The sequence below is a fragment of the Izhakiella capsodis genome, assembly GCF_900115045.1.
In the GTDB taxonomy this organism is placed as follows: domain Bacteria; phylum Pseudomonadota; class Gammaproteobacteria; order Enterobacterales; family Enterobacteriaceae; genus Izhakiella; species Izhakiella capsodis.
In genome coordinates, this window is record NZ_FOVC01000004.1 from 271,371 (window position 1) to 296,782 (window position 25,412).

Sequence of the window (25,412 nt, forward strand, 5' to 3'; positions counted from 1 at the left end):
AGGCCCCCTTAACCGAATTCACGCAGGCGATTAACCAACTTCATCAGCGCCGTTGTCTCACCCTGCTGACGATCTTTTTCCCCTGTCACCACCACGGTCGCCGTCGTCCCTGCGGGATAGAGATTGCCGGGCTGCCTGTCGAGGCGAATACGCACCGGGACACGCTGCGCCAGCCTCACCCATTCAAGATTAGAATCGACGGTCGCCATTCCCTTGCTGTCGACACTGCTGCTGCTATTGGTGACACCTGCGGCAATGCTATCAACCGTGCCTTTCAGAATATGATTGCTGCCAAGTGGGGTAATTTCCGCCCGATATCCGGGGTGAACGCCAGCCAGCTTGGTCTCTTCCATATAGGCTTGAACGAAATAACTGCCGGCTTTAACTAACGCAATCGCCGTTGAACCACGCGTAATAAATTCACCGGTATAAACGTTCAGATTAGTGACCCAGCCGTCAGCCGGGGCGCTTACCGTAGTACGCGTCAGATCGAGCTTTGCCATGTCACGCGCGGCGATGGCTTTCGCCAGCTGATGCTGCGTGGTCTGCAAATCGTTGTTTGCCTGATCGATGGCCTCACGTGACATCGCTGCGGTTCCTAGCCGGTTGCGACGGGATGCCTCGCGCTGCTTCTCAGCAACTATCGACTGATAATAAGCAACGTCGGCTTCATCCTCCTCTAACGCTTTCTCATAGCGTGGCTGGTCAATAACAAACAGCACATCACCCTGTTTAACCCGCTGGTTATCATGAACCTTTACCTGTGTTACCAGGCCGGTAACGTCCGGAGCTATTGCGACAACGTCAGCACTGAATTTTGCGTCACGCGTCCAGGGAGACTCGGTGTAGAACACCCAGGCGCGGAAAATGGCCACTATCGCGATAACGACAAGAACCAGCGTGATGGAGAAACGGGAGATTTTTCTTGCGAGAGCTTTCACTATGACCTCAAACGAACAGGCAGGATACAAGATAGAACAAACAGCAATATAGCGCTGTATTAAAAAGCGCCGGATGCCAGACAAAATCATAGATGCCGGTTGGCGTCAAAACCCGCCTCACCAACCAGAACAGCATCAGTGCGATGATGATTTCAACAAATACAGGGGGAAACGACAGCCCGAAGATGACAATTACCGGAAACACACTCATTTTTTGCCCTTAGAAAAACAGACCAGCCCTTCCCCTGACAGATGTCCCGGATGGCTCTGAATCGAAATAGTCACGGCTAACGGCTTGCTGACAACCGGGCCAAAACACACTATCTGTGACAATCTGAACCGTCATGAATAACGCAGTCTTAAAAAGGAACGCGCTTTTAAGGGCGACGATATTGGAAAACGGCTGCTGGAAACCACATAGTAACGTTGCTTACTATATTCATGCTACCAAATTTAATCATCACTTTTAAACCAGCGTGAATAATGGAGAGACTCCAGGGGATGCCCAGCTTCGCATGGTGAGTGGAGAGAGGATCATATACCGTTGTCACACGCTTACTCAAAATAAGCGCTTCATTGAAAAGCCCGATTGTGCCCCGGCTGAAAGACGGACCACGGGTTAAATGAATGCATCGCAGTAACCGACTCAGCGCTGCCGGATACTTCTGACGCTCAACGAAGAGTGAAAAACGGCGTGGGCATGGCCGAGGTACTCATGCCATATGTGATTGGTAAACTTAACAGCGTCGGGATCGGGTCCCTGTTTAATGGCTACCGGCCACCGCCAGAACAGGTTTATGCCGTCCATAGTGGGAAAGATAAGCGTCCACTTAAGGCTCAGGGTTACCTGATCAACGACATCGAAAAGGTAACGCAAACCAGACATGCGCTGCGGGATCAACATTGAAAAAAGGCGTTCAGTATACTGAACGCCCGACAGCTCAAAGTTAAACCGCGTGGGTTAAGGCGCGATTACGCCGTACCACCAACGGTGATTTTATCGAGTTTAAGGCTGGGCTGACCCACCCCCACTGGCAGACTCTGGCCCTCTTTACCGCATACGCCAACGCCTTTATCGAGCGCCAAATCGTTGCCGACCATCGATATCTGCTGCATGGCCTCAATACCCGAGCCTATCAGCGTAGCGCCCTTAACCGGTTTGGTTATCTTCCCTTTCTCGATCAGCCAGGCTTCAGCGGTTGAAAAAACAAACTTTCCGGAGGTGATATCAACCTGCCCACCGCCAAAATTAGGCGCATACAGGCCATAATCAACACTTTCAATAATTTCCTGCTGAGTTGATTGGCCCGCCAGCATGTAGGTATTGGTCATACGTGGCATCGGCAGATGGGCGTAAGATTCGCGCCGGCCGTTACCGGTAGGCTTCATTCCCATCAACCGGGCATTGAGCTTGTCCTGCATATAGCCTTTGAGGATACCGTTCTCAATCAGGACGTTGTATTGCCCCGGTACCCCTTCGTCATCGATAGCCAGCGAGCCGCGCAGCCCATCAAGCGTACCATCATCTACTACCGTACAAAGCTCAGAAGCTACTTTTTTTCCCATCTGACCGCTGAAAACGGAAGTGCCGCGGCGGTTAAAATCCCCTTCCAGCCCGTGGCCTACGGCTTCATGAAGCAGCACGCCCGGCCAGCCAGCCCCCAGAACAATCGGTAGCGTTCCGGCGGGAGCAGCAACCGCTTCAAGGTTTACCAACGCCATGCGCACAGCTTCCTGCGCCCAGGCTTCTGCCCGCACTTCGCCGTTATCGTCAGCAAGAAAGAATTCATAGCCGGTGCGTCCGCCACCTCCGCTACTTCCTCGTTCACGCTTACCATTTTCCTCAACCTGAACACTTACCGACAGGCGAACCAGCGGACGTACATCGGCAGCCAGCGTGCCATCAGTAGCGGCCACCAGCACCTGCTCATACACACCGCTCAGGCTGGCACTGACTTCCTGAACACGAGGATCAGCGGCACGAGCAGCTTTATCTACCCGATGTAACAGCGCAATTTTTTCTTCGCGTGAGAGGCTTTGTAACGGGTCCTGCACGGTGTAAAGCTGGCGATTCACCACTGGGCCAAGCGTATGCGCCTGGCCGTTTCCTGCTTCACGTACGATGCTACGCGCAGCGGTGGCGCTTACCTGCAGAGCGTTCAGAGTAATTTGATCGGCATACGCAAAGCCGGTTTTCTCTCCGCTGATCGCGCGGACACCAACGCCCTGATCGATATTCCAGGAGCCATCTTTAATGATGCGGTCTTCGAGAACCCAGGACTCGTGAAAACTCGACTGAAAGTAGAGGTCTGCATAATCCACTTTGCGCTCAGAAAGCTGGCTGAGAAGCATATACAGGTCTTGTGAATTAATATTATTGGCAGCTAGTAACTGCTCACTTACCATATTTAAAGTCATGAATTCTCACTGTTGCGTGTGGCACCAGTTCTTACTGGTAACAGAAGTAACTTACAGTCAAGCCTGAGGCAATTATCAGGCGGCGTCAAATTCACTTCGCCTGGCTCGGTGGTGGCTGGCGCTGCACTTCATCAATTTCAGGTTTATCCAGTGGGCCGCTGATGTGATAACGCAGTATCGATATTTTGCTCCACAGCGGGCCAAGCACTTTACTGGCAGCAAAAACCGCCGCGCCTACCATCGGATTTACCGCAAAAGCCGTCGCTACGCCGACCGTTGTTGAGATTTCTGGCGTAACCACCGCCTCCATATCCAGCCGACGACTGACCAGATTGACCTTACCTTGCATCGCAAGATCCGCTTCCAGACCATCAACGTACAAATTGTCGCTATGCACGATGCCGTTTTGAATCCAGGCTGTCCCCCTGATCGCGTCAAATGGGAAACCCTGACTAAAAGTATCGCTGAAATCCAACCGCAGCCTGCGTAGCAGCTCATCTAAGCTGAACAGGCGTAAAATTTGTCCGGCGGGACCGGTATTCACATCGGTAATTTCGCCGGCGCCAAAATGCGTTTTCAGCGTACCGCTCAACGTCGACTCTGAACGCTGCCATGGCGTCGAGCGCCAGTGCAGGTCGTAATCGATATTAAAAGGGGCATTGTGTATTGGTGACTCTACACCAAACCAGTTAACCGCATCAGTTATATTCTTACCGCTGAGTTTACCCTTAATTGAGGTGCGCAGGTCTCCCGGCCGGTTGACCCACTCGCCATTAATCTGCAAACGGGCTTTCCCGGTATCAACCACGCCATGATTGAGCGTAAGCGTGTCAGCATTATGGGTCAATATCCCCTTAACCTGGCCAAAATTTTGCCCACGCAGCCAGCACTGCTGGCAGTCCAGTTTCAGCGCAGGCCAGTGCCGGAAATCAATCGTATCGCTACCCTGAAGAAAAACTGATGAGCCTTTAGCGTCCGACGACCACTGCGGGTTGTAATAAAGATAGGGCAGATTAACGTTCCACAGCCCATCCGGAGCTATCGCCAGCGTGCCGTCAATTTCCTGCCCTTTCGCCTTCAGGTTTAACTCACCGCGGGGGTTATTGCTCAGCGTAACATTAAGATCGTGCCACCGTTGGCCCCCCAGCTCCAGCATGGGGGTATGCAGTTTCAGGTTATCGGGCAGTTGAGACAACTGCGGCGACGCAACGCCGGTCGCGGCAGAAGATGATCGCCTGCCGTGTTTATTCGCCGGGGATAACGGAGGCGACGATTCCAGCAGCGCCAGCCAGCGATCGCCGTCAAGCGCGGGCAGGTTCAGCACCATACCACTGGCTTGCGGCAGCGGTGGCACTGATTTAGCATCATTAAGCCAGATACCGCGCTCAATACGTAGCGGCTTCCTCAGCAGCCAGCGACTATTGAAAAACTGATTTGTCCCGGCGCTGCCGCTGAGGTTAAGCGTATTCACGTCTCCTTGCGCGATTATCTTCACAGGAAAAGCGCTGCCGCTTTGTTTATCGAGCGGTGCAGGTAAGTGACTACTTATGCCGCTGAAATTACTACTAAAGTTAACTTTATAGGTACTGTGGCCCTGATGTGGCAGATCCACCATCACGTTACTTTTCCAGGCTGTGCTGCCTTTTAACTTATCGCGGAGCACTGCCGGCAGACCAGGTAACGCACCTACAGCCCAATGACCGCCCAAATCGACGCCGATATCGAAATTACTGGGGCTTTCATGCGTGTTAAAACGAACGTCCAATGGCTGACCCAGCCACTCAGCCCTCATCAGCTCGCTATCAAGATCGCCGTTATTAAAATGAAAGCGCCCGCTGACATTATGTAGCGTGCTGCCGATAGGCTTGATAGTCAGTGTATTGTTTTGCATCAGCACGTTGCCGCTTGCACGCACGATCCCAAGCTTATGTTCGAGAGGAATATCAAGATGTAAGCGACTACTTACTTCTCCTCCAATCAGCAGCTCATTGAGAGTGGTTCCGAGTGTATTTCGTAAAGCGGACTGATTGAAGTAGTCCCGGACATCAGCGCCCTGACCCCGCAGTTCACCATCAATCAGCAGGTGCGCTTTACTGTACTCTGGAATAGTGACAGAAACATTTTTTGCCTGAACCTTGCCGAGCATCGCTTCGCGCGCCGTCATCCACAGCCCGTCATTGATAAAGTCAAGGTTGATAGCCAGATTGCGGATCGCCGGCCAGTCAGGCTGAAAGGCAAAGGTTGCATCACGCAATGGCACGGCTACCTCGAACATCCCTTCATTATGCTTAAACGGAAACTGCTTCGGATTGCCCGAGAACAGCAGCGTGGCATCTGTTGTTTCCCCTCCCTGGATCGCCCCAGTCAGATAATCCACCAGCGCTTTACCCATCAGCGGCTCCGGAAAATAACGCCAGGCTTCACGTGCGTCCTTGACGTCAATGCCGGCAAGGATAGCCAGGTGCGGCGCTTCTTTAGGAGAATTGTTGAAGGTGAAGTCACCATGCGCTCTGATAGCCAGCGCCTGAAGATCAATATCACGACCGCTCAACATCAGCCCCTGCGGGCCATATAGCCAGTTAAACGAACCGGTAAACGATTTAATTTGCAGTGGTGCTTTGAACATTTGCTGATAATTCAGCTCGGTTTCCGGCAGCGCTAACCGTAGCAGACCATCCGCTACGCTGCCGCTTAGCTCACCAGTTAGCTTCTGCATCTGCGGTAGCAGTCTCCATGCCCGCCAGCTCAGGTTTTTCCAGCGCGCCTGAAACCTGGCTTGTTCTGGCTGATTTAACGGGATATCCAGCGCAATAGACTCAATCTGTCCACGCGGCTGAAGCTGCTGCCAGTTGTCGACTAACTGGGGGGAGAGCCGACTGACCAGTGAGGCTAACGGTTCCAGACGCGCGAGATCAAGATGGGTGGCACGAACACGCAGCTCCGCTGTGCGTGCCTGGCCAGGTAAAACGTTATTTTCCGGCTGCCAGAGCATATCGAACCGACCTTGTGACCAGGGTTTACCATCGGTCATCAGGTGCATTTGCGGCAGGTTAAGCAACCAGCCTCCATTGATGCGGCTAAAATGCGCGGTCTGGTTATCAACTTGCAAGCTATGGGATTGTCCCTGGCCTTGCCAGTCAGCGCCACCACGCTTCAGCCAGAGATCGCCATCATAAATATTGCCGTCTTTCAGGTTGATCCATGCGGCGAGGCTAAAGCGCGCATTCTGCAACGTCGTATTGTTTTTAACCCACTGGCCCAACCATGGCTTGACGTCGACATCATCGGCCCACATCCACACGCGACCATCGTTAAGTAAGCCGTTGCTATCGCGCAGATCCATTCGCACCTGTAGCACGCCATGCTGGCCATTCAGGCTGGAAAGACTCACTTCGCCTTCAGCACGATGGCGGTTCTTTTCATTAAACCAGGTGAGTCTGGGCATTGACAGCGTCAGCCGCTGGCCTGACGGCGACGGAAAGCTCAGCTGGCTGTCACGTAAAATGAAATGGTCGAATTGATGCAAAAACAGATCGCTGAGATGATCACGCTGAAAACGCCCCGCATCGTCACTACTGCCAGTTAACAGCGTGTTGGTTTTCAGATTAAGCTGGTAAAAGGTAAGGTCATGAAACTGCCAGCGTCCATGCAGCAACGACTGCCAGATGTTGAGCGCCAGATTGACGTGCGTTATTTTTAGCTCACCCCCATCCTTCATGGCAACCCGTATGTTACGGATACTCAGCGAGGGTCCGAAGTTTTTCCAGCGACCGTTTAACTCGCTGGCATCTATCTGCATTCCTGATACGGAAGAAAGCGTATTGAGAATCGGCTGACGCCAGCTGTTCAGCATTGGCATCGCCAGGCGCAACGCACTCACCATTAAAGCCACTATGACGATAATAGCAGCACAGGTCAGTAACATAATACGCGGCAGTCGCCTCAAACTTCTCTCCTTGTCCAGCGTGACGCAACACGTTGGCTCGCACCTTTTCTGGATCGGGCATATTCAGATAGAGGTGGCTAATTTAGCGTATTGTAAACGCGATTTTTATGGTTGGTGTCGATATTGGGATGAAAGGCGAACTTTTCGCTTAATACTTCATTACATCATCACCACATCAAACTGCTCCTGGGTATAGAGCGGTTCAATTTGTACTTTTACTTCCTTGCCAACAAACAGCTCAACTTCCGCCAGCGCATGTGATTCATCGCTTTTAAGCGCGTCGCCGACTGTCGGGGATGCGTAAACAAGAAAACGGTCAGAATCATAGGCATAATGTACACGCACAATTTCGCGCATGATTTCATAGCATACCGTTTCGACCGTCTTTAACGTACCGCGCCCCTTACATACCGAACAATCGCCGCAAAGAACATGCTCAATACTTTCACGCGTTCGCTTACGCGTCATTTCAACCAGCCCGAGCTGCGAAAAGCCGCTAATGCTGGTTTTAACGCGATCTTTGTTTAATGCCTGCTCAAGCGAGTGCAAAACCCGGCGGCGGTGATCTTCATTACTCATATCGATAAAATCGATAATGATGATCCCCCCCAGATTGCGCAGACGCAGCTGGCGAGCTATCGCCTGAGTAGCTTCGATATTAGTGTTAAAAATGGTTTCATCGAGATTGCGATGGCCGACAAAGGCACCGGTGTTGATATCAACGGTTGTCATCGCTTCGGTCTGATCGATAATTAAATAGCCACCGGACTTAAGTTCGACCTTGCGATCGAGCGCCCGCTGAATTTCATTTTCCACGTCATAGAGATCGAATATCGGCTGTTTACCATTATAGTGCTCAAGCTTACCGGTCATATCAGGAATATATTCACTGGTAAATTCCAGGAGCTGCTCAAATGTCAGACGCGAATCTACCCGAATACGATCCAGACCGGCACCGGCAAAATCGCGTAAAATACGCTGTGCCAGCGCCACCTCACCATATAAACGGCAGCGGTTCTGATTGCGCTTTTTACGCTCAGTGACTTTGACCCATAAGCGCTTCAGAAAAGCAGCGTCAGATGCCAGTTCCTGCTCGCCGATCCCCTCAGCCGCAGTGCGAATGATATAGCCGCCCTGTTCGTCGCAATAGCCCTGAACCACATTTTTAAGACGCTCGCGCTCTGTCTCGCTCTCAATGCGTTGGGAAACGCCAACATGTGACGCCCCAGGCATAAACACCAGATAGCGCGATGGCAGAGTGATGTCTGTTGTCAGCCGTGCGCCCTTGGTGCCCAAGGGATCTTTGACCACCTGCACCATCAAATCCTGCCCTTGACGAACCAGCTCAGCAATATCACGCACAGCAAAATTTTTCTGCTCTTCGCCCGCTACACATTCAGTATGCGGCATGATATCAGAAGCGTGCAGAAAGGCAGCTTTATCCAATCCAATATCAACAAAAGCAGCCTGCATTCCGGGCAACACGCGGCTGACGCGGCCTTTATAAATATTGCCAACAATGCCCCGGCGCGCATCACGCTCGATGTGGATCTCCTGCAAAATACCACCGTCGATATAGGCAACGCGTGTTTCTGAAGGAGTAATATTGACCAGCAATTCAGCTGTCATGAGGCACTCCTGTCATCCGCAGCGATTGAAACTGGCTGAAAAGCTCCGCGGTTTCAACCAGCGGTAGCCCGACGACCGCATGATAACTACCGTTAATTTTGCGCACAAAATTTCCACCCAGCCCCTGGATACCGTAAGCACCCGCCTTATCCATGGGCTCGCCGCTAGCAATGTAACGCACAATCTCATCAACCGTCAGGTGGCGAAACGTCACCTCAGTTTGCACCATAGCCTGGAGACATCGTTGGCGATCGGCGAAGGCAATCGCGGTCATTACCTGGTGGCTCTGCCCGGATAGCGCACTGAGCATCCGCGTGGCCGCGTTACCATCTGCCGGTTTCCCGAGCACCTCACCATTCAGCACCACGATAGTATCGGCGCCCAGTACCGGGAGATCCCGCGGCGCCAAAGCGACGCCCGCCGACGCTTTATCTCGTGCCAGCCGTCTGACGTACTGTTCGGCGCTCTCACCCGCCTGTCGTTGTTCGTCAACATCAGTGGCAAGGCGGCTAAACGCCAGACCGAGCTGGGTAAGTAACTCATAGCGTCGAGGCGAAGCGGAGGCCAGATAAAGGGAGATCATAGGTGTCCTTATTGTACGGCAAACTGACGGCGGACTTTTCTCATCAATAAGAATAGCCAGGGCCAGAGAATACCATCAACCAGACTGCCCCAAAAAATTTCCGGCCGGAACGAGACGTTAATCACCAGGAATTCTGACCAGAAAACGATGACATCCAGAGTCAGGGAAAGCACCATGACCATTAGCGCCTGCTGCCAAAGCGCCAGATTGCGGAAAAGCTGAAATTTAAAGGCAACCAGATAGCTAATAATACTGAATGCCAGCGCCCTGACGCCCAGCGTTGAACCTGAAACCAGATCCAATATGCCCCCCATCATAAAACCGGTGCCGACGCTAACCCTATGGGGTAACGCCAACGTCCAGTAGATGACGATCAGCATCAGCCACGAGGGCCGAAACATGTAAATCTGTTCCGGCCAGGGCATGATTTGTAATATCAAAGCAAAGAGAAAAGAAAGCCAGATCACCCAACGACCGTGGCTACGATAGCTACTCAAGGATGTCCTCCTTCAGCATTTTTCTGCGCCTGCGCCGTGAGCGCATATGAGGGCGAGCCGTTACGTGGCGCTAAGGGTTGGATACGCTTCGCCTGTGGATTAGCGCTGCCAGCACTTGTCGGATTCTGACTCGTTGCAGGCGAAGCCGGCACTGAACCAGTCGGGGTGTTACCTGGCGTAGCAGGCGCTATCGGTGCCGGCGGTCCCATTAGGTTCGCAGGCGGCAGAACCTGTGGCATCATTTGCATCAAGCGCTCGTTAGCGACACGCTGCACATCCTGTGGGGACATCGGCGTCGTTCCATTTCTATCCGCTCCCCACAGCAACAACAGATAACGTAGCCGCTGCAAACCCGCAGTTGGACGCGCCTTAATCACCGTATAGGCACGCTGAGCATCGACTTTAACGGATGAAACAACGGCTACCGGATAACCTTCAGGAAAGCGTCCGCCAAGACCCGAGGTCACCAGCACGTCGCCAACGCGGATATCCGTATTTCCCGGCAGATGTTCAAGCTGCAAATCCTCTGAGCAGCCGTTGCCAGCAGCAATTACGCGTATATCATTACGCAACACCTGCACAGGCAGCGCATGTGAGGGATCGCAAATCAGCAGTACACGACTGGTATATTCTGCTACCGCAATCACCTGGCCTACAACGCCTTTATCACTGATAACCGGCTGCCCCTCATAAACGCCATTAGCGCTGCCCTTATCAATCACGACCTGATTACTGTAGGGATCTGTGCTGGTTGAGATGACCTGTGTCACCATCATATGTTCATCATGACGCAGCGGTGAGCCTAACAGCTCACGCAGTCGGGCGTTTTCCTGCTTATATTGCCCTAACAGCAAAAGGTCACTTTTTTTCAGCAGCAGCTCGCGCTGTAGCGCTTTATTTTCCAGCTCAAGCTGATGGCGCGAGGTCAGAGCATCGGAAACACTATCCAGAATCTTGCCAGGCTCGTTTGCCAGAAAGTAGAAGGGACTGACAGCGGTATCCATATAGGTACGGATACGAGAGAACGCGCCCAAACGACTGTCTGCAACGATGACGACAATAGCAACCAGTACGGCTGTAAAAAGGCGTAGCTGCAAGGAGGGGCCCTTGCTGAAAATTGGCTTCATAAAGGTGAGTCTTCCTCGACAACAAGAGACGGGCGGTTAAACCGCCCCCAGGCTGTGGCCCCTCACTGGTCGCGGACCTGTCGCCATCGCGACACTCACAGCCTGATACAAACGACTTATTCTTCGCTAAACAGGTCGCCGCCGTGCATGTCGATCATTTCCAACGCCTTACCACCACCCCGCGCCACACAGGTCAACGGGTCTTCAGCAACGACGACCGGAATACCGGTCTCTTCCATGAGCAAACGATCAAGATTACGCAGCAGCGCACCACCGCCGGTAAGCACCATACCGCGCTCTGAGATATCAGAGGCCAGCTCCGGCGGGCATTGCTCCAGTGCAACCATCACTGCACTAACAATCCCTGTCAGCGGCTCCTGCAACGCCTCAAGAATTTCATTAGAATTAAGCGTGAATCCACGCGGGACCCCTTCTGCCAGATTGCGTCCGCGTACTTCAATTTCGTGCACTTCATCACCGGGATAAGCCGAGCCAATTCCGTGTTTAATGCGCTCAGCGGTAGCCTCGCCAATCAGCGACCCGTAATTACGCCGCACATAGTTAATAATCGCTTCATCAAAGCGGTCACCGCCAATACGTACTGAAGAGGAGTAGACCACGCCATTGAGTGAAATAACCGCCACTTCAGTGGTACCGCCCCCGATATCAACGACCATTGAACCCGTTGCTTCAGAAACAGGCAGGCCAGCACCAATAGCTGCGGCCATCGGCTCTTCAATCAGAAATACCTCACGCGCACCAGCACCCTGCGCCGACTCACGAATGGCACGACGCTCAACCTGGGTTGCGCCAACCGGCACGCATACTAATACGCGCGGGCTTGGACGCATGAAACTATTGCTGTGAACCTGTTTGATGAAATGTTGCAGCATTTTTTCGGTGACGAAAAAGTCAGCGATAACACCATCTTTCATCGGACGAATCGCAGCAATATTGCCCGGAGTTCGGCCTAACATCTGTTTAGCATCGTGCCCGACAGCGGCTACGCTTTTAGGTGAACCGGCACGATCCTGACGAATAGCGACAACGGAAGGTTCATTGAGGACAATGCCCTGTTCTTTTACATAAATGAGGGTATTCGCAGTACCCAGGTCAATGGACAAGTCATTGGAAAACATGCCACGAAATTTTTTAAACATACTGAAGGATAATCCTGCTAGCTGGGGGCGGAGTTTAAAATCCGCTTACTGTACCAACCACGCTCAATAGCGACAAGGCGCAATGCTAACGTTAGTCGATTAAAAAAAAACAAATGTCAGCATCTAAGATAATTCTTATACGCATCCGGAATGCGCAATGCCCGATATACGCCACTTTTCTCTGCATGGATGAATGTAGAAGCGGATATAATTGTTATAAAAGTTTAACATTTCCTTTCGATTTCGCTCCGGCTCGCTGGCGAAATTTTTCGGGGATTACAACTGCCAATTATTCTACGTCAAATTACGTCCTGCAGCAGTCCAGGCTTTCACTCCGGACGTATATTTTTCTGGTTGCGATTAACTAACTGCGTCGCAGCAAAATAATCTCCCTGACCGCCGGTAACCCCCAATTTCTCCAGGGTTCTCCACTCCTGTGCGCTTTTCACACCGGCTGCAAAAACTCGGGTTGGCGTTTTAACACAAACATCGACCAGACTCTGAACAAACAGCTGATTTTCCGTACGGCGATCGATATTACGCACCAAGCCTGGATGAAGCTTAATTAACTCAACCGAAAACTGCTTGATGTAGGCGGTGCTTACTACCGTGAGGCCGGCCTGATTAACCGCCACCCGACAGCCAAATCCATATAAAAATTCAAAGACCGACTGCAATCGGCTGATGTGTTGACACACATCAGCCTCGGCAAGTTCAAATAAAATGCGTTTTCTTTGCGATATGCTGCACTGAAGCAGGGTATCCCGCAGCCAGTTAAGGAATGACCGCTGAAGTAATGAGTCAATGGTTACCGGTACGGCCAACGCCTCCTGCGGCCACATATCCAGCAGAGACAATATGCCGCTGACCATCTGGCGATCATAGCTCTCCGCCATGCCCATCTGCTGGACCATCGGCAAATATTCAGCCGCCAGCACCTCCTTTTCACCATCAAAGATGCGCGGCATCATCTCCCGATGATGAATCACGTTATGGCTGGTCAGTGCTGGCTTCTGATACAACCGTGGCCCGCCCCGATTCAGCGTTTGTTCCAACAACGTGCGCCACTTAACGCTACCCCGACCAAAGATCAGTGAGGCACCTTCACCTACTGACCAGTTATTACCGCCTTGCAAAGCAGCATGGCGTGTCGCCAGTTCCACGCTATCCATCACCTGCTGGGTTGTCTGTTCACTGTGCCAGGCAGTAATGCCGATGTGAATCATGTCATTACGATCGAACATTCGCGTAGGCGGCAGAGAATCGACAGCATTGATGAGTTGGGCCGCGATGTTATCGGCCTCCTTTAATGTCCTGTGCGGCAATAACACGGCATAATCACTATGAAAATAACGTGCCAGTAGTGCACCAGGATAGCGCATAACAAATGTGGAAAGCATATTCACCAGGTCGAACTGATACTCATCGATACGATGTGCTCCCCAACGCTCACGAATGGATTCGATATCCGGCAGCCGAATCATCATCACAACGCCGTGAGTACCCACGTTCTCGGGGTCTTCCAGCAGATTGGTCAATTGACTGTCGAAGAACAGGCGATTATGCAGACCGGTATGCGCATCCTGAGAAGCAAACGCGCGAATTAACGTATCAATACGGATCCGCTGATCGCCAGCCTCTCTCAGATCAGCCAGCAGCAGGTCGAGTGCGCTACTGGCACGCGGAGGCCACTCATGCACTGAGCCTTGTTTCACGCTCCCCCGCTCGCCACTGAGAATACGGCCGGCTCGGGTTTCCAGCTGTTCCATTCCTTTTAACTGCCGATAAAGCCAGCGATTTGCAACCAGCATGATCATTATCATCACCACCACAACCACGGCAACCGCAGCTAACAGCGAAAAACCAATCAATGAGGTGAACCAGGTTTTTAACGTATCTACCCAAAAAATACGGAGTTCCACCTGGGGATGCCGGGGCAATCTGACGCGGGTCTCAGCGTAACGATTTGGCTCGTCACTAATCAGCGAGTCCTGATGCACTACCACCTGCAACAACGTATTATCCTGCTGCACCAGGTCAATACGCGCAATTTGCATGGGCAACATCATTTTACTGAGCCAGTTACTGATATCCGCAGGCTGTTGATGCAATAAGGCCTTATCGACCTCCGAGGCAATAATGTGCACTCGCTTCTCGACGCGCTGGTTACCCAACCAGAAGAAACTGACTAAGCAGCCAACCAGCGTTAACAGCATCGCCATCACGCTCAGAAGTGTTATAAATGCAGAAAGTCTGGTGGTTAATCGCATCCTTGTGCCTGTATTTACTGCCATGTATAAAATCATCACTCGCCAGGTTCGGTCTGGTCAATCGGGCGGTGACAACCTGCCAGCAATTATGACGCTCGCGTTCTTAGCAGCTGGGAAAATACCACATCTTTCGCAGCCTGGCTTGTGCGATATCACTCATAATGGAATTTTCGCGAGTATAGTTTGTTAACAGCCATTTTCGCCGACAATCACCTAATTTTCAGGAGATTCCTATGCAAGCGTTGTTACTGGAACAACATAACGGCCAGACGCAAGCACGGCTGGCAGATATTTCCCCCGATGAGCTTCCAGACGGTGAGGTTACCGTTGAAGTGGACTGGTCAGGCATTAACTATAAAGATGCGCTGGCGATCACCGGTAAAGGCAAAATTATCCGGCAGTTCCCAATGATTCCCGGCATCGATTTCTCGGGGCGTGTAGTGTACAGCAACGATCCGCGTTTTCATTATGGCCAGTCTGTGATTCTGACCGGCTGGGGTGTCGGTGAAGCGCATTGGGGTGGGCTGGCTGAGCAGGCCAGGGTAAAAGCCGACTGGTTAGTGGCTATGCCAAAAGGGCTCGATAGCCGCAAAGCGATGATTATCGGCACGGCTGGTTTCACCGCCATGCTATGTGTTATGGCGCTGGAAGAAGGTGGCATTACGCCACAAAGCGGCGAAATACTGGTAACCGGTGCCGGTGGAGGTGTTGGCAGTACTGCCGTTGCGCTGCTTCATAGCTTGGGATACAAAGTTTGCGCCCAGAGTGGCCGTAGTGCCACCCACCCGATGCTACAGCAACTGGGAGCAGACAACATTCTTAGTCGGGAAGCGTTGAGCGGTGACGTTCGTCCGCTGGAAAAACAGCGCTGGGCCGGTGCTATCGATACCGTAGGCGACAAAGTTCTCGCTAACCTGTTAGCTCAGATTCATTACGGTGGCGTTGTCGCCGCCTGTGGTCTGGCCGGGGGCGTCAATCTACCCACCACCGTTATACCGTTTATTTTGCGTAATGTGCGCTTACAGGGCATCGATTCCGTAAACGTACCAGCCGTACGCCGCGCTGAAGTCTGGAAGCGGCTGACTAAAAGCCTGCCGGAGTCTTATTACCAGTTGGCTACCCGTGAAGTGACACTCCCGGGAGCTATCGAAGCCGCTCAGCAGTTGCTGGCAAACAACATCACTGGTCGTACACTGGTCAAAATACGCTAATTTTTCAGCGCCCTGTTTTTTACCAGGGCGCTGCTCGTGTCCAAAATTTCATATTTAACATTAAAAACTCGCCTGAAATGCGGTTTGATCCCATGCTTACTGCCAAAGCTACAGACTTAATGGGACGCCGCAATGAACAAACCGCTCAAAAAACTCACTGAAAATGACGTAACCCCTGAGGCTATTTTCAACGCTAACCGGCGTCAGCTCGTGAAACGACTTGGTATCGGCGCAGCGGCAATCAGCCTGCCGGGTAGGGTGCAGGCCGATATTCTTTCATGGTTTAAAGGTCACGACCGTCCTAAGGCCGCACCCGGTAAAAAACTGACGTTCAGCCAACCGGAATCCTATCAGGCAAATCTGACGCTCACCCCGGAAGAGAAGGTCACCGGCTATAACAATTTTTACGAGTTCGGACTGGATAAGGCCGATCCAGCGGCCAATGCAGGGACGCTGAAAATCGAACCGTGGAAAATTGAGATCGGAGGCGAAGTAGCAAAGCCAGTGACGCTGGACATGGACGACATCGCTAAGCGCTTTCCCTTTGAGCAGCGAATTTATCGTATGCGTTGCGTTGAAGCCTGGTCAATGGTCGTCCCCTGGATTGGCTTTGAATTAGGCAAGTTACTGAAAGCCGCAGAACCTACCAGCAGTGCACGTTACGTGGCATTTCAGACAGTTTTTGCACCAGACCAGATGCCGGGACAGAAAGATCGTTTTATCGGCGGCGGCCTGAGTTACCCCTATATTGAGGGGCTAAGGCTGGATGAGGCTATGCATCCGTTGACGCTACTGACCACTGGCGTATACGGCAAAGCGTTGCCGCCGCAAAACGGCGCGCCCATCCGCCTGACAGTGCCGTGGAAATATGGCTTCAAAGGTATCAAGTCGATAGTCAAAATCACCCTGGTTAAGGATATGCCCCCCACCACCTGGAACCTGTCTGCCCCCAGAGAGTATGGTTTCTACGCTAACGTCAATCCGCATGTTGATCATCCTCGCTGGTCTCAGGCTACCGAACGATTCATCGGCGCAGGAGGAATCCTTGATGTCAACCGACAGCCAACACTATTATTTAACGGCTATGCCGATCGGGTAGCATCATTATACAGAGGGCTTGATCTGCGGGAGAACTTCTAAGTGCGGCGTCTTAATGTTAAACAGATCGGCTGGCTAAAAGTTCTGCTGCATCTGTCAGCTTCTCTGCCATTACTCTGGGTAATGGTGTCGATAAATCAGGGATGGTTCAGTGCCGATCCGGCCAGGGACATTCAGCACTTTACCGGACGTATGGCGCTGAAATTACTCCTGGCTACCCTTGCAGTCACGCCACTGGCGCGCTACAGCAAGCAGCCACTGCTTATTCGTGTGCGCCGCCTGTTGGGATTATGGTGTTTCGCCTGGGCCAGTCTGCACTTAATTAGCTATGCTTTGCTGGAATTGGGTATCAACAATCTTAGATTGCTAGGCGAAGAGCTGGTTTTCCGCCCCTATCTGACCCTCGGCATCATTTGCTGGTTTATTTTACTGATGCTGACATTGACATCATTTCAAGGTGCGCAGAAAAAATTAGGTAAACGCTGGCAGACACTGCATAACACCCTCTACCTGGTCATTATTCTGGCAACAATTCACTACATCTGGTCAGTGAAGATACTCTCTCCGCAGCCATTCATCTATGCCACTTTGGCTCTGGTCATGTTGGCATGGCGCTGGAAAAAGTTTCGGAACTGGTGGTAATAATGTGGGCTATCGCGCATAGTCGCCGGCTGATTGCGACTTTCAGTTTATAATCTTCGCTGATAAGATCAGTATTTAGCAGCTAATTGCGCTGATATCGTTATAATGCCTCGCTTCGCTCGTCAGAAAGTCGCCTTTTTTGCAGTTAAAGGTGACAAATGTCTTTTCGCGAGGTATTTTGTGCGATGCTCACGTTATCGCAGGAGATGGCAGCAAGATGACCATAAATTTCCATATATTGCTCTTAAATGGTCCAAACCTCAATCTGCTGGGGACACGTGAGCCAGATAAATACGGCGACACGACGTTGACCGAGATCGTCAACCAGCTGACTGAGCAGGCGGCAAATATGGATGCAGCCCTGAGTCATCTCCAATCTAATGCAGAAGATAAACTGATTGAACGCATTCATGATGCACGTGGCAAAGTCGATTATATCATTATTAATCCAGCGGCCTTCACCCATACCAGCGTGGCACTGCGCGACGCATTGTTGGCCGTGAACATCCCTTTTATCGAAGTTCATCTGTCGAATGTACATGCCCGCGAACCTTTTCGTCACCACTCCTATCTTTCCGATGTTTCGGCTGGCGTGATCTGCGGGCTGGGTGCTGATGGCTATACGTGGGCATTACAAACGGCAGTCAAACGTCTGAAACAATCTAAATAAACCAAGTACGGAACCCCTTCATGGATATTCGTAAGATAAAAAAACTGATCGAACTGGTTGAAGAATCAGGTATCGCCGAACTGGAAATTTCTGAAGGTGAAGAGTCAGTTCGCATCAGTCGTGCACCTGTAAACACCGGCTATCCTGTTATGCAGCAGGCTTATGTGCCGCAGTATCAGCCTCAACCGGCGCTTGCTACCGCCGTAGCACCCGCGCCGTCAACAGTGGCTGAAGCACCGGTAAGCACGGAGTTGAATGGGCATATCGTGCGTTCTCCGATGGTAGGTACCTTCTATCGCACACCAAGCCCTGATGCTAAAGCATTTGTGGAAGTCGGCCAGAAGGTTAATGCGGGCGATACCTTGTGCATTGTTGAAGCAATGAAGATGATGAACCAGATCGAAGCCGATAAATCTGGCGTGGTGAAAGCCATTCTGGTTGAAAGCGGCCAACCTGTTGAATTCGACGAGCCGCTGGTCGTCATCGAATAACGAGGCGTACCATGCTGGATAAAATTGTTATAGCAAACCGCGGAGAGATCGCCCTGCGTATTCTTCGCGCCTGTAAAGAATTAGGTATTAAGACGGTTGCCGTGCATTCAAGCGCGGATCGCGATCTGAAACATGTCCTACTGGCAGACGAGACCGTTTGTATCGGGCCGCCACCTTCAGTAAAAAGTTACCTTAATATTCCTGCGCTGATTTCGGCCGCCGAAATCACCGGCGCGGCGGCAATCCACCCTGGGTACGGTTTTTTATCCGAAAATGCCGACTTCGCTGAGCAAGTAGAACAGTCTGGTTTTATCTTCATCGGCCCCAGGGCAGAAACAATCCGCCTGATGGGCGATAAGGTTTCCGCCATTAATGCCATGAAAAACGCCGGCGTTCCCTGCGTGCCGGGTTCTGGCGGTCCGCTCGGCGATGACATGGATAAAAACCGAGAGGTTGCCCATAAAATTGGTTATCCGGTAATAATCAAAGCTTCCGGCGGCGGCGGCGGACGCGGTATGCGCGTCGTGCGTGCTGAAAAAGATCTGGAGCACTCCATCACCATGACGCGTGCGGAGGCGAAAGCCGCCTTCAATAACGATATGGTCTACATGGAGAAATATCTGGAGAATCCGCGCCATATTGAAATCCAGGTCATGGCCGATGGCCAGGGTAACGCTATCTATCTGGCAGAACGCGACTGTTCAATGCAGCGGCGTCACCAGAAAGTAGTGGAAGAAGCACCAGCACCGGGCATTACGCCGGAACTGCGCAAATATATCGGCGAACGCTGTGCCAATGCCTGTATTGAAATTGGCTATCGCGGTGCGGGCACCTTTGAGTTCCTTTATGAAAGCGGCGAATTCTATTTCATTGAAATGAACACCCGTATTCAGGTAGAGCATCCGGTCACCGAAATGATTACAGGCGTGGACCTGATCAAGGAGCAGCTACGGGTTGCTGCCGGTCAACCGCTCTCACTAAAGCAGGATGAGGTTAAAATCAAAGGCCATGCGGTTGAATGTCGCATAAACGCTGAAGATTCAAACACCTTCCTGCCAAGCCCTGGCAAAATCACGCGGTTTCATGCGCCTGGCGGTTTTGGCGTGCGCTGGGAGTCACATATTTATGCTGGCTACACCGTTCCGCCATACTATGACTCAATGATCGGCAAGCTGATTACCTACGGCGACACTCGTCAGGTGGCTATCGCCCGCATGAAGAATGCCCTTGCCGAACTTATCATCGACGGTATTAAAACCAACGTTGAACTGCAAATGAAAATCATGGCAGATGAACAATTCCAGAAAGGTGGAACAAATATCCACTATCTGGAGAAAAAATTAGGCATTCACGAATAGGAATGTCTGCTATCACGCTCCGCGTCAAGGCCGGTTTACCGGCCTTTTTCTTTATCTGCGATGCAAGGTGAATACATGGAAAGTCGCTTTATCCAGGCGCATAAAGAAGCTCGCTGGTCATTCTGGCTGGCAGTCGCTTATTTGGTGCTTTGGGCTATGACGGCTTGGTTGGCCGGCTCACAGCCCGGAATCACCGGCCTTCCCCGCTGGTTTGAACTTTCCTGTCTGATGGTACCTTTGCTGTTTATACTGCTTTGCTGGCTGATGATCCGCGTGGTGTTTCGCGATATCCCGCTGGAGGATGATAATGACGCGCCAACTTGAGGTCATACTGCCGCTACTGGGCTATCTACTGCTGGTCGCAGCCCTGTCGCTGTTTGCGGTGCGTAAACGACGTGAGGGGAGTTTTTTGCATGAATACTTCCTTGGCGGACGTTCAATGGGTGGCTTTGTACTGGCAATGACGTTGGCAGCAACCTATATCAGCGCCAGCTCGTTTATTGGCGGCCCCGGCGCGGCCTATAAATACGGGCTGGGCTGGGTTCTTCTGGCGATGATCCAGGTGCCGGCTGTCTGGCTTTCACTGGGCATACTGGGTAAAAAATTTGCTATCCTTGCTCGTCGCTATAATGCAGTGACCCTGAACGACATGCTCTATGCACGTTATGGCAGCTCGCTGCTGGTATGGTTAGCCAGCCTGAGCTTATTGGTGGCTTTTATCGGTGCCATGACGGTGCAATTTATTGGCGGCGCGCGTCTATTGGAAACCGCAGCGGGCATTCCTTACAGTACCGGATTATTAATTTTTGGCGTTACCATCGCGCTGTACACTACTTTTGGCGGATTCCGCGCCAGCGTACTGAATGATGCTATGCAGGGAGTGGTCATGCTGGCGGGTACCTTCCTGCTGCTATTTGCTGTTATACATGCGGCCGGGGGAGCCGGTGAGGCGATAACCAAACTGCAGCAGATTGACCCGCAGCTAATCGCACCTGGCGGGGCGGACCATATCATCACACCAACTTTTATCGGATCATTCATCGTACTGGTATGCTTTGGCGTCATTGGCTTGCCGCATACGGCGGTGCGTTGCATTTCTTACAAGGACAGCAAGGCAGTACATCGTGGCATGTTTCTCGGCACCATTGTCGTTTCAGTACTAATGCTGGGAATGCATCTTGCTGGAGCGCTAGGTCGGGCCGTGCTGCCAGGCCTTAAAGTGCCAGATTTAGTGATCCCGACGCTGATGCTCAAAGTTTTACCCCCCTGGGCGGCGGGCGTATTTCTGGCCGCGCCGATGGCAGCCATTATGTCATCAGTCAACGCCCATCTGCTTCAATCTTCCGCCACCCTAGTTAAAGACCTGTATCTGCGAGTCGCGCCACAACAAGCCGCTAACGAAGAACGCCTGAAGCTGATTTCCGGAATGGTAACCCTGTTGCAGGGTATACTGCTGCTGCTGGCGGCATCGCGGCCACCTGAGATGATAATCTGGCTAAATCTTCTGTCCTTCGGTGGCCTGGAGGCTGTATTTCTCTGGCCGCTGGTGCTTGGCCTTTACTGGCAGAACGCCAACGCCACCGGCGCGCTGGGCAGTCTTATCGCGGGTGTCATCAGCTATACCTTACTGGCCAGTTTCAATCTGCAGATTTGGGGCTTTCATCCTATAGTGCCTTCGCTGGCACTGAGCCTGTTGACTTTTATTATTGCTAACCGTTTTGGCCGGACGGCCCCACAGCCTTCGACCATGTAATTGAAAAGAGATTGCTATGCCCTGGATACAAATGAGAATCAACACTACCGGCACTCGGGCGGAAGAGCTCGGCGATGCCCTGCTTGAGCAAGGCGCAGTGTCTGTAACCTTTCAGGATACCCACGATACGCCAGTTTTTGAGCCACTTCCCGGCGAAACCCGTCTGTGGGGAGATACGGACGTAATCGGTCTGTTTGACGCCGAAACAGCGATGAATAGTGTGATAAGCGCGTTGGCAGCTCACCCCCTACTGGATACAGACTTTCATCACAAAATTGAGCAAATTGAAGACAAAGACTGGGAGCGCGAATGGATGGAAAACTTCCACCCGATGCGTTTTGGCAAGCGCCTTTGGATTTGCCCCAGCTGGCGCGAAGTGCCTGACCCCACAGCGGTAAACGTCATGCTCGACCCTGGACTGGCCTTTGGTACCGGAACCCATCCTACCACCGCACTCTGCCTTAGCTGGCTTGACGGTCTTGATTTAACCGGGAAAACGGTGATCGACTTCGGCTGCGGTTCAGGTATCCTGGCAATTGCAGCGTTGAAACTTGGCGCCGCGCAGGCCATCGGTATTGACATCGATCCTCAAGCTATCCAGGCAAGTCGCGATAATGCACAGCGCAATGGTGTTTCCGGGCAACTGTCGCTTTATCTACCACATCAACAGCCGGGCAATCTGCATGCTGATGTGGTAGTCGCCAATATTCTTGCCGGTCCTTTGCGCGAGCTGGCTCCCCTAATCTGCGTGCTGCCAAATGACGGCGGTCACCTAGGCCTGTCCGGTATTCTGGCCAGCCAGGCTGAGAGCGTCTGCGAGGCTTACAGGGATCTTTTTGCCCTTGACGACGTTGTGGAAAAGGACGAATGGTGTCGCATAACCGGCAAAAAGCGCTAACTTTCTCATCGCCATCGGCATCGGCATAATGAAAGTAAGAGGGCTTGTCAGTTATTAGTCGGCTGGTTTTTCGGGAGTGCACCGGCCAATCTGAATGAATAACACTCTTTTAGAAGAAAAATTAAGCGGCAGATGTAACGCCCGAAGCCTTTCATGGCGTTGATTATCCGGCAATTTGATTCTTTAAAAGAAATTTTTTTGCTTATAATTTAAACATAAAAATCTAACCTGTTGTTATAACTAGCGATTGCCAGTCAATGCTCTGGCTGGTTGCAATTACATTGATCTGTCAACAGGAATTGTTCAAAGTTTGGCCTTTCATCTTCTGCGGAAAATGCGTAATATACGCCGCCTTGTGGACACATTATGGTCACGTTTTACATGCGCATAGGAGATCATCAGCTTCGCAATAGACTGATTGCTGCGCCGATGGCAGGCATCACTGACAGACCGTTCAGAACGCTTTGTTATGCGATGGGGGCTGGAATGACTGTATCGGAGATGTTGTCGTCCAATCCTGAAGTCTGGGCCAGCGATAAATCCCGTCTGCGCATGGTGCATCGTGACGAATTCGGTATTCGGGCCGTGCAAATTGCAGGTTGCGATCCCGATGAGATGGCTCGGGCTGCGCGCATTAATGTGGCGTCCGGCGCCCAGCTCATCGACATCAACATGGGGTGTCCCGCGAAAAAGGTGAATCGCAAGATGGCAGGTTCTGCTTTACTGCAGTATCCCTCTCTTGTCGCTTCTATTCTTAAAGCAGTGGTTAACGCTGTTGATGTTCCCGTTACGCTAAAAATACGTACCGGGTGGAATAGCGAGAATCGTAACTGTATTGAGATTGCCCAATTGGCTGAACGTTGTGGCATTCAGGCTTTAACCATTCATGGGCGCACCCGCGCCTGCTTGTTCAATGGTCAAGCAGAATACGACAGCATTCGGACAGTTAAGCAGAGCGTTGCTATTCCGGTTATTGCGAATGGCGACATAACTGACCCGCATAAAGCCAGAGCAGTGCTTGACTATACCGGGGCGGATGCCCTGATGATAGGACGTGCTGCTCAGGGAAGACCCTGGATCTTCCGGGAAATCCAGCATTATCTGGACACTGGAGAGCTTCTTGCACCGATGCCACTCGCTGAGGTCAAGCGCTTGCTTATCGGGCATATACGTGAGCTACATGACTTTTATGGTCAGGCTAAGGGATATCGTATTGCTCGTAAGCATGTATCCTGGTATTTACAGGAACACGCTCCGGATGACCAGTTCCGGCGCACATTCAACGCCATTGAGGATGCCAGCAAACAGCTGGAGGCGTTGGAGGCATACTTCGAAAAACTTGCGTAAACAGAAATAAAGAGCTGACAGAACTATGTTCGAACAACGCGTAAATTCTGACGTACTGACCGTTTCTACCGTTAACTCTCAGGATCAGGTAACCCAAAAACCCCTGCGTGATTCGGTCAAGCAGGCACTGAAGAACTATTTTGCTCAATTGAATGGTCAGGATGTCAATGACCTTTATGAGCTGGTACTGGCTGAAGTAGAACAACCACTGTTAGACATGGTGATGCAATACACCCGTGGTAACCAAACCCGCGCAGCCCTGATGATGGGAATCAATCGTGGCACTCTGCGTAAGAAGCTGAAAAAATACGGCATGAACTGATAGAGTCGGGCGATATCATGACTAAAAAGGCGTTAATCACCTGATTTGACGCCTTTTTATATATGTGTACTCTTCTGTAGCCAACAAGCCATAAGTACGAGCTGAGCCATCAATGATGGTAAGCGGTACAGCAAAAAACACCATTATCTCATACCCGTTAGTATCTGATTAATTGAAATATTGCTCCAGATCATCAGGAGTCAGCCTTGTGACTTCTGCACCACGTCATTATCGCTGGTAACCTTTAATCATAGCTAACACAGCGCATTTGCCCCCTTGCTTCTAATCCATCAGAACTCAATACTTTCCGTATTAAGCCGGGTAACCCGATTATTTCATTTTTTACAAGAGAGCGCTTTTCACTTTTGTCCACGTTAAAAGTGAGCATTACATCCGGAAGCGTTGACCCGCAGACCGCAAAACCTACTATACATGATAACGTTTGGAAGCTTGGGTGGTTTGAGCGAGGATCTGAAGTTTAAATAAAAGCTTCAGTTATAATATTGGTAAAGTTAGCGAACCTATTCTTAATCACAGCCAGAATGGATTGTGGAGCAAAGCTGGGTCCTGTAAGTTCGCCAGATCGTTAACTTAAGTCACGCTTTCAGGGTCGTTATTCACGCGGTAATAAAGCACCAGCCTTATTCGCTGACATTTGTCTTCGCTAAAAACTGGCCTTCTCTGATGCCGCCGGCCCGGTATGACAGTACGACCACCCCATGCCCGGATGACGCCCATAAAAAAACCCCGTGCGCAGGCACGGGGTCTCTTCTTCTGTTTGATGCCTGGCAGTTCCCTACTCTCGCATGGGGAGACCCCACACTACCATCGGCGCTACGGCGTTTCACTTCTGAGTTCGGCATGGGGTCAGGTGGGACCACCGCGCTGTTGCCGCCAGGCAAATTCTTTACGTCATGTCCCGCCTCTTCTCTGCGCAGAACACAACTCTGTTCTCTGTCCGTCAACAAGCCAAAAATTCTCTCAACTCACCCCGAACGCTTCTGGCGTTGTAAGGTTAAGCCTCACGGGTCATTAGTACCGGTCAGCTCAA

Annotated in this window: 22 protein-coding genes and 1 rRNA gene; 12 read left to right on the top strand and 11 right to left on the bottom strand. The window is 51.6% G+C overall.

The annotated features are described in order from the left end of the window. Nucleotides 1-8: 8 nt before the first annotated feature. Nucleotides 9-941, bottom strand: a complete 933-nt coding sequence (gene aaeA, locus BM191_RS08685; protein WP_092877178.1) for a p-hydroxybenzoic acid efflux pump subunit AaeA — start codon at nt 939-941, stop codon at nt 9-11. A gap of 7 nt (nt 942-948) precedes the next feature. After that, nucleotides 949-1,152 carry a p-hydroxybenzoic acid efflux pump operon protein AaeX gene (aaeX, locus tag BM191_RS08690; protein WP_092877180.1) on the bottom strand — a complete coding sequence of 68 codons (204 nt, stop codon included), beginning with the start codon at nt 1,150-1,152 and terminating at the stop codon, nt 949-951. Nucleotides 1,153-1,641: 489 nt separating this feature from the next. Here aaeX and BM191_RS08695 point away from each other — a divergent pair, with 489 nt between their 5' ends. Next, the gene (locus BM191_RS08695; RefSeq protein ID WP_143088809.1) at nt 1,642-1,848 is read left to right on the top strand and encodes a hypothetical protein; all 207 of its coding nucleotides are present in this window, start codon (nt 1,642-1,644) and stop codon (nt 1,846-1,848) included. 65 nt (nt 1,849-1,913) lie between these two features. Here BM191_RS08695 and tldD read toward each other — a convergent pair whose 3' ends face one another. The 8 genes from tldD to csrD form a co-directional block, all read right to left on the bottom strand. Continuing rightward, entirely contained in the window at nt 1,914-3,359 is a 1,446-nt protein-coding gene (gene tldD / locus BM191_RS08700) for a metalloprotease TldD (protein WP_092877184.1), read from the bottom strand. Between the two features lie 91 nt (nt 3,360-3,450). Further along, complete coding sequence (yhdP, locus tag BM191_RS08705) at nt 3,451-7,305, bottom strand: AsmA2 domain-containing protein YhdP (RefSeq protein WP_092877187.1); 3,855 nt, start codon at nt 7,303-7,305, stop codon at nt 3,451-3,453. A gap of 159 nt (nt 7,306-7,464) precedes the next feature. Further along, on the bottom strand, nt 7,465-8,934 hold the full coding sequence (gene rng / locus BM191_RS08710) for a ribonuclease G (protein WP_092877190.1): 1,470 nt from the start codon (nt 8,932-8,934) through the stop codon (nt 7,465-7,467). Next, nucleotides 8,924-9,517 (bottom strand): Maf family protein, encoded by a 594-nt coding sequence (locus BM191_RS08715; RefSeq protein ID WP_092877193.1) that lies wholly within the window; start codon nt 9,515-9,517, stop codon nt 8,924-8,926. The genes rng and BM191_RS08715 overlap by 11 nt, the downstream gene beginning before the upstream one ends. An 8-nt stretch (nt 9,518-9,525) precedes the next feature. After that, nucleotides 9,526-10,014, bottom strand: a complete 489-nt coding sequence (mreD, locus tag BM191_RS08720) for a rod shape-determining protein MreD (protein WP_092877195.1) — start codon at nt 10,012-10,014, stop codon at nt 9,526-9,528. After that, entirely contained in the window at nt 10,011-11,141 is a 1,131-nt protein-coding gene (mreC, locus tag BM191_RS08725; protein WP_092877197.1) for a rod shape-determining protein MreC, read from the bottom strand. The genes mreD and mreC overlap by 4 nt, the downstream gene beginning before the upstream one ends. Nucleotides 11,142-11,257: 116 nt before the next feature. After that, on the bottom strand, nt 11,258-12,301 hold the full coding sequence (mreB, locus tag BM191_RS08730) for a rod shape-determining protein MreB (protein WP_092877199.1): 1,044 nt from the start codon (nt 12,299-12,301) through the stop codon (nt 11,258-11,260). 329 nt (nt 12,302-12,630) lie between these two features. Next, nucleotides 12,631-14,571, bottom strand: coding sequence for an RNase E specificity factor CsrD (gene csrD, locus BM191_RS08735; protein WP_092877201.1), 1,941 nt, complete (start codon nt 14,569-14,571; stop codon nt 12,631-12,633). Nucleotides 14,572-14,804: 233 nt separating this feature from the next. Here csrD and acuI point away from each other — a divergent pair, with 233 nt between their 5' ends. The 11 genes from acuI to fis all read left to right on the top strand — a co-directional run bounded on the left by acuI (nt 14,805) and on the right by fis (nt 24,361). Continuing rightward, complete coding sequence (gene acuI / locus BM191_RS08740) at nt 14,805-15,782, top strand: acrylyl-CoA reductase (NADPH) (RefSeq protein WP_092877203.1); 978 nt, start codon at nt 14,805-14,807, stop codon at nt 15,780-15,782. Nucleotides 15,783-15,914: 132 nt separating this feature from the next. Then, the gene (gene msrP, locus BM191_RS08745; RefSeq protein WP_092877205.1) at nt 15,915-16,922 is read left to right on the top strand and encodes a protein-methionine-sulfoxide reductase catalytic subunit MsrP; all 1,008 of its coding nucleotides are present in this window, start codon (nt 15,915-15,917) and stop codon (nt 16,920-16,922) included. Further along, the gene (gene msrQ / locus BM191_RS08750; RefSeq protein WP_092877207.1) at nt 16,923-17,522 is read left to right on the top strand and encodes a protein-methionine-sulfoxide reductase heme-binding subunit MsrQ; all 600 of its coding nucleotides are present in this window, start codon (nt 16,923-16,925) and stop codon (nt 17,520-17,522) included. A gap of 217 nt (nt 17,523-17,739) precedes the next feature. Next, nucleotides 17,740-18,192, top strand: coding sequence for a type II 3-dehydroquinate dehydratase (aroQ, locus tag BM191_RS08755; protein WP_092877209.1), 453 nt, complete (start codon nt 17,740-17,742; stop codon nt 18,190-18,192). A gap of 20 nt (nt 18,193-18,212) precedes the next feature. Further along, nucleotides 18,213-18,683 (top strand): acetyl-CoA carboxylase biotin carboxyl carrier protein, encoded by a 471-nt coding sequence (gene accB / locus BM191_RS08760; protein ID WP_092877211.1) that lies wholly within the window; start codon nt 18,213-18,215, stop codon nt 18,681-18,683. An 11-nt stretch (nt 18,684-18,694) separates the two neighbouring features. Next, nucleotides 18,695-20,041, top strand: a complete 1,347-nt coding sequence (gene accC / locus BM191_RS08765) for an acetyl-CoA carboxylase biotin carboxylase subunit (RefSeq protein ID WP_092877213.1) — start codon at nt 18,695-18,697, stop codon at nt 20,039-20,041. 75 nt (nt 20,042-20,116) lie between these two features. Continuing rightward, complete coding sequence (locus tag BM191_RS08770) at nt 20,117-20,365, top strand: YhdT family protein (protein ID WP_092877215.1); 249 nt, start codon at nt 20,117-20,119, stop codon at nt 20,363-20,365. Then, nucleotides 20,349-21,794 (top strand): sodium/pantothenate symporter, encoded by a 1,446-nt coding sequence (panF, locus tag BM191_RS08775; protein ID WP_092877217.1) that lies wholly within the window; start codon nt 20,349-20,351, stop codon nt 21,792-21,794. Before BM191_RS08770 ends, panF begins: the two co-directional genes overlap by 17 nt. A gap of 16 nt (nt 21,795-21,810) precedes the next feature. After that, nucleotides 21,811-22,692, top strand: coding sequence for a 50S ribosomal protein L11 methyltransferase (gene prmA, locus BM191_RS08780; protein ID WP_092877219.1), 882 nt, complete (start codon nt 21,811-21,813; stop codon nt 22,690-22,692). 381 nt (nt 22,693-23,073) lie between these two features. Beyond that, nucleotides 23,074-24,039, top strand: a complete 966-nt coding sequence (gene dusB / locus BM191_RS08785) for a tRNA dihydrouridine synthase DusB (RefSeq protein WP_092877276.1) — start codon at nt 23,074-23,076, stop codon at nt 24,037-24,039. A 25-nt stretch (nt 24,040-24,064) separates the two neighbouring features. Beyond that, the gene (gene fis / locus BM191_RS08790; RefSeq protein ID WP_000462905.1) at nt 24,065-24,361 is read left to right on the top strand and encodes a DNA-binding transcriptional regulator Fis; all 297 of its coding nucleotides are present in this window, start codon (nt 24,065-24,067) and stop codon (nt 24,359-24,361) included. Nucleotides 24,362-25,144: 783 nt separating this feature from the next. Here fis and rrf read toward each other — a convergent pair. After that, nucleotides 25,145-25,260 (bottom strand): 5S ribosomal RNA (rrf, locus tag BM191_RS08795). Nucleotides 25,261-25,412: the final 152 nt, after the last annotated feature.

Excerpts from the sequence above, each read along its gene's own strand:
- mreB (WP_092877199.1), bottom strand. The coding sequence starts at position 12,301 with ATGTTTAAAAAATTTCGTGGCATGTTTTCCAATGACTTGTCCATTGAC.
- BM191_RS08770 (WP_092877215.1), top strand. The coding sequence starts at position 20,117 with ATGGAAAGTCGCTTTATCCAGGCGCATAAAGAAGCTCGCTGGTCATTC.
- accB (WP_092877211.1), top strand. The coding sequence starts at position 18,213 with ATGGATATTCGTAAGATAAAAAAACTGATCGAACTGGTTGAAGAATCA.
- rng (WP_092877190.1), bottom strand. The coding sequence starts at position 8,934 with ATGACAGCTGAATTGCTGGTCAATATTACTCCTTCAGAAACACGCGTT.
- panF (WP_092877217.1), top strand. The coding sequence starts at position 20,349 with ATGACGCGCCAACTTGAGGTCATACTGCCGCTACTGGGCTATCTACTG.
- aaeX (WP_092877180.1), bottom strand. The coding sequence starts at position 1,152 with ATGAGTGTGTTTCCGGTAATTGTCATCTTCGGGCTGTCGTTTCCCCCT.
- prmA (WP_092877219.1), top strand. The coding sequence starts at position 21,811 with ATGCCCTGGATACAAATGAGAATCAACACTACCGGCACTCGGGCGGAA.
- dusB (WP_092877276.1), top strand. The coding sequence starts at position 23,074 with ATGCGCATAGGAGATCATCAGCTTCGCAATAGACTGATTGCTGCGCCG.
- accC (WP_092877213.1), top strand. The coding sequence starts at position 18,695 with ATGCTGGATAAAATTGTTATAGCAAACCGCGGAGAGATCGCCCTGCGT.
- BM191_RS08695 (WP_143088809.1), top strand. The coding sequence starts at position 1,642 with ATGGCCGAGGTACTCATGCCATATGTGATTGGTAAACTTAACAGCGTC.
- tldD (WP_092877184.1), bottom strand. The coding sequence starts at position 3,359 with ATGACTTTAAATATGGTAAGTGAGCAGTTACTAGCTGCCAATAATATT.
- csrD (WP_092877201.1), bottom strand. The coding sequence starts at position 14,571 with ATGCGATTAACCACCAGACTTTCTGCATTTATAACACTTCTGAGCGTG.
- BM191_RS08715 (WP_092877193.1), bottom strand. The coding sequence starts at position 9,517 with ATGATCTCCCTTTATCTGGCCTCCGCTTCGCCTCGACGCTATGAGTTA.
- msrP (WP_092877205.1), top strand. The coding sequence starts at position 15,915 with ATGAACAAACCGCTCAAAAAACTCACTGAAAATGACGTAACCCCTGAG.
- mreC (WP_092877197.1), bottom strand. The coding sequence starts at position 11,141 with ATGAAGCCAATTTTCAGCAAGGGCCCCTCCTTGCAGCTACGCCTTTTT.
- fis (WP_000462905.1), top strand. The coding sequence starts at position 24,065 with ATGTTCGAACAACGCGTAAATTCTGACGTACTGACCGTTTCTACCGTT.
- aroQ (WP_092877209.1), top strand. The coding sequence starts at position 17,740 with ATGACCATAAATTTCCATATATTGCTCTTAAATGGTCCAAACCTCAAT.
- acuI (WP_092877203.1), top strand. The coding sequence starts at position 14,805 with ATGCAAGCGTTGTTACTGGAACAACATAACGGCCAGACGCAAGCACGG.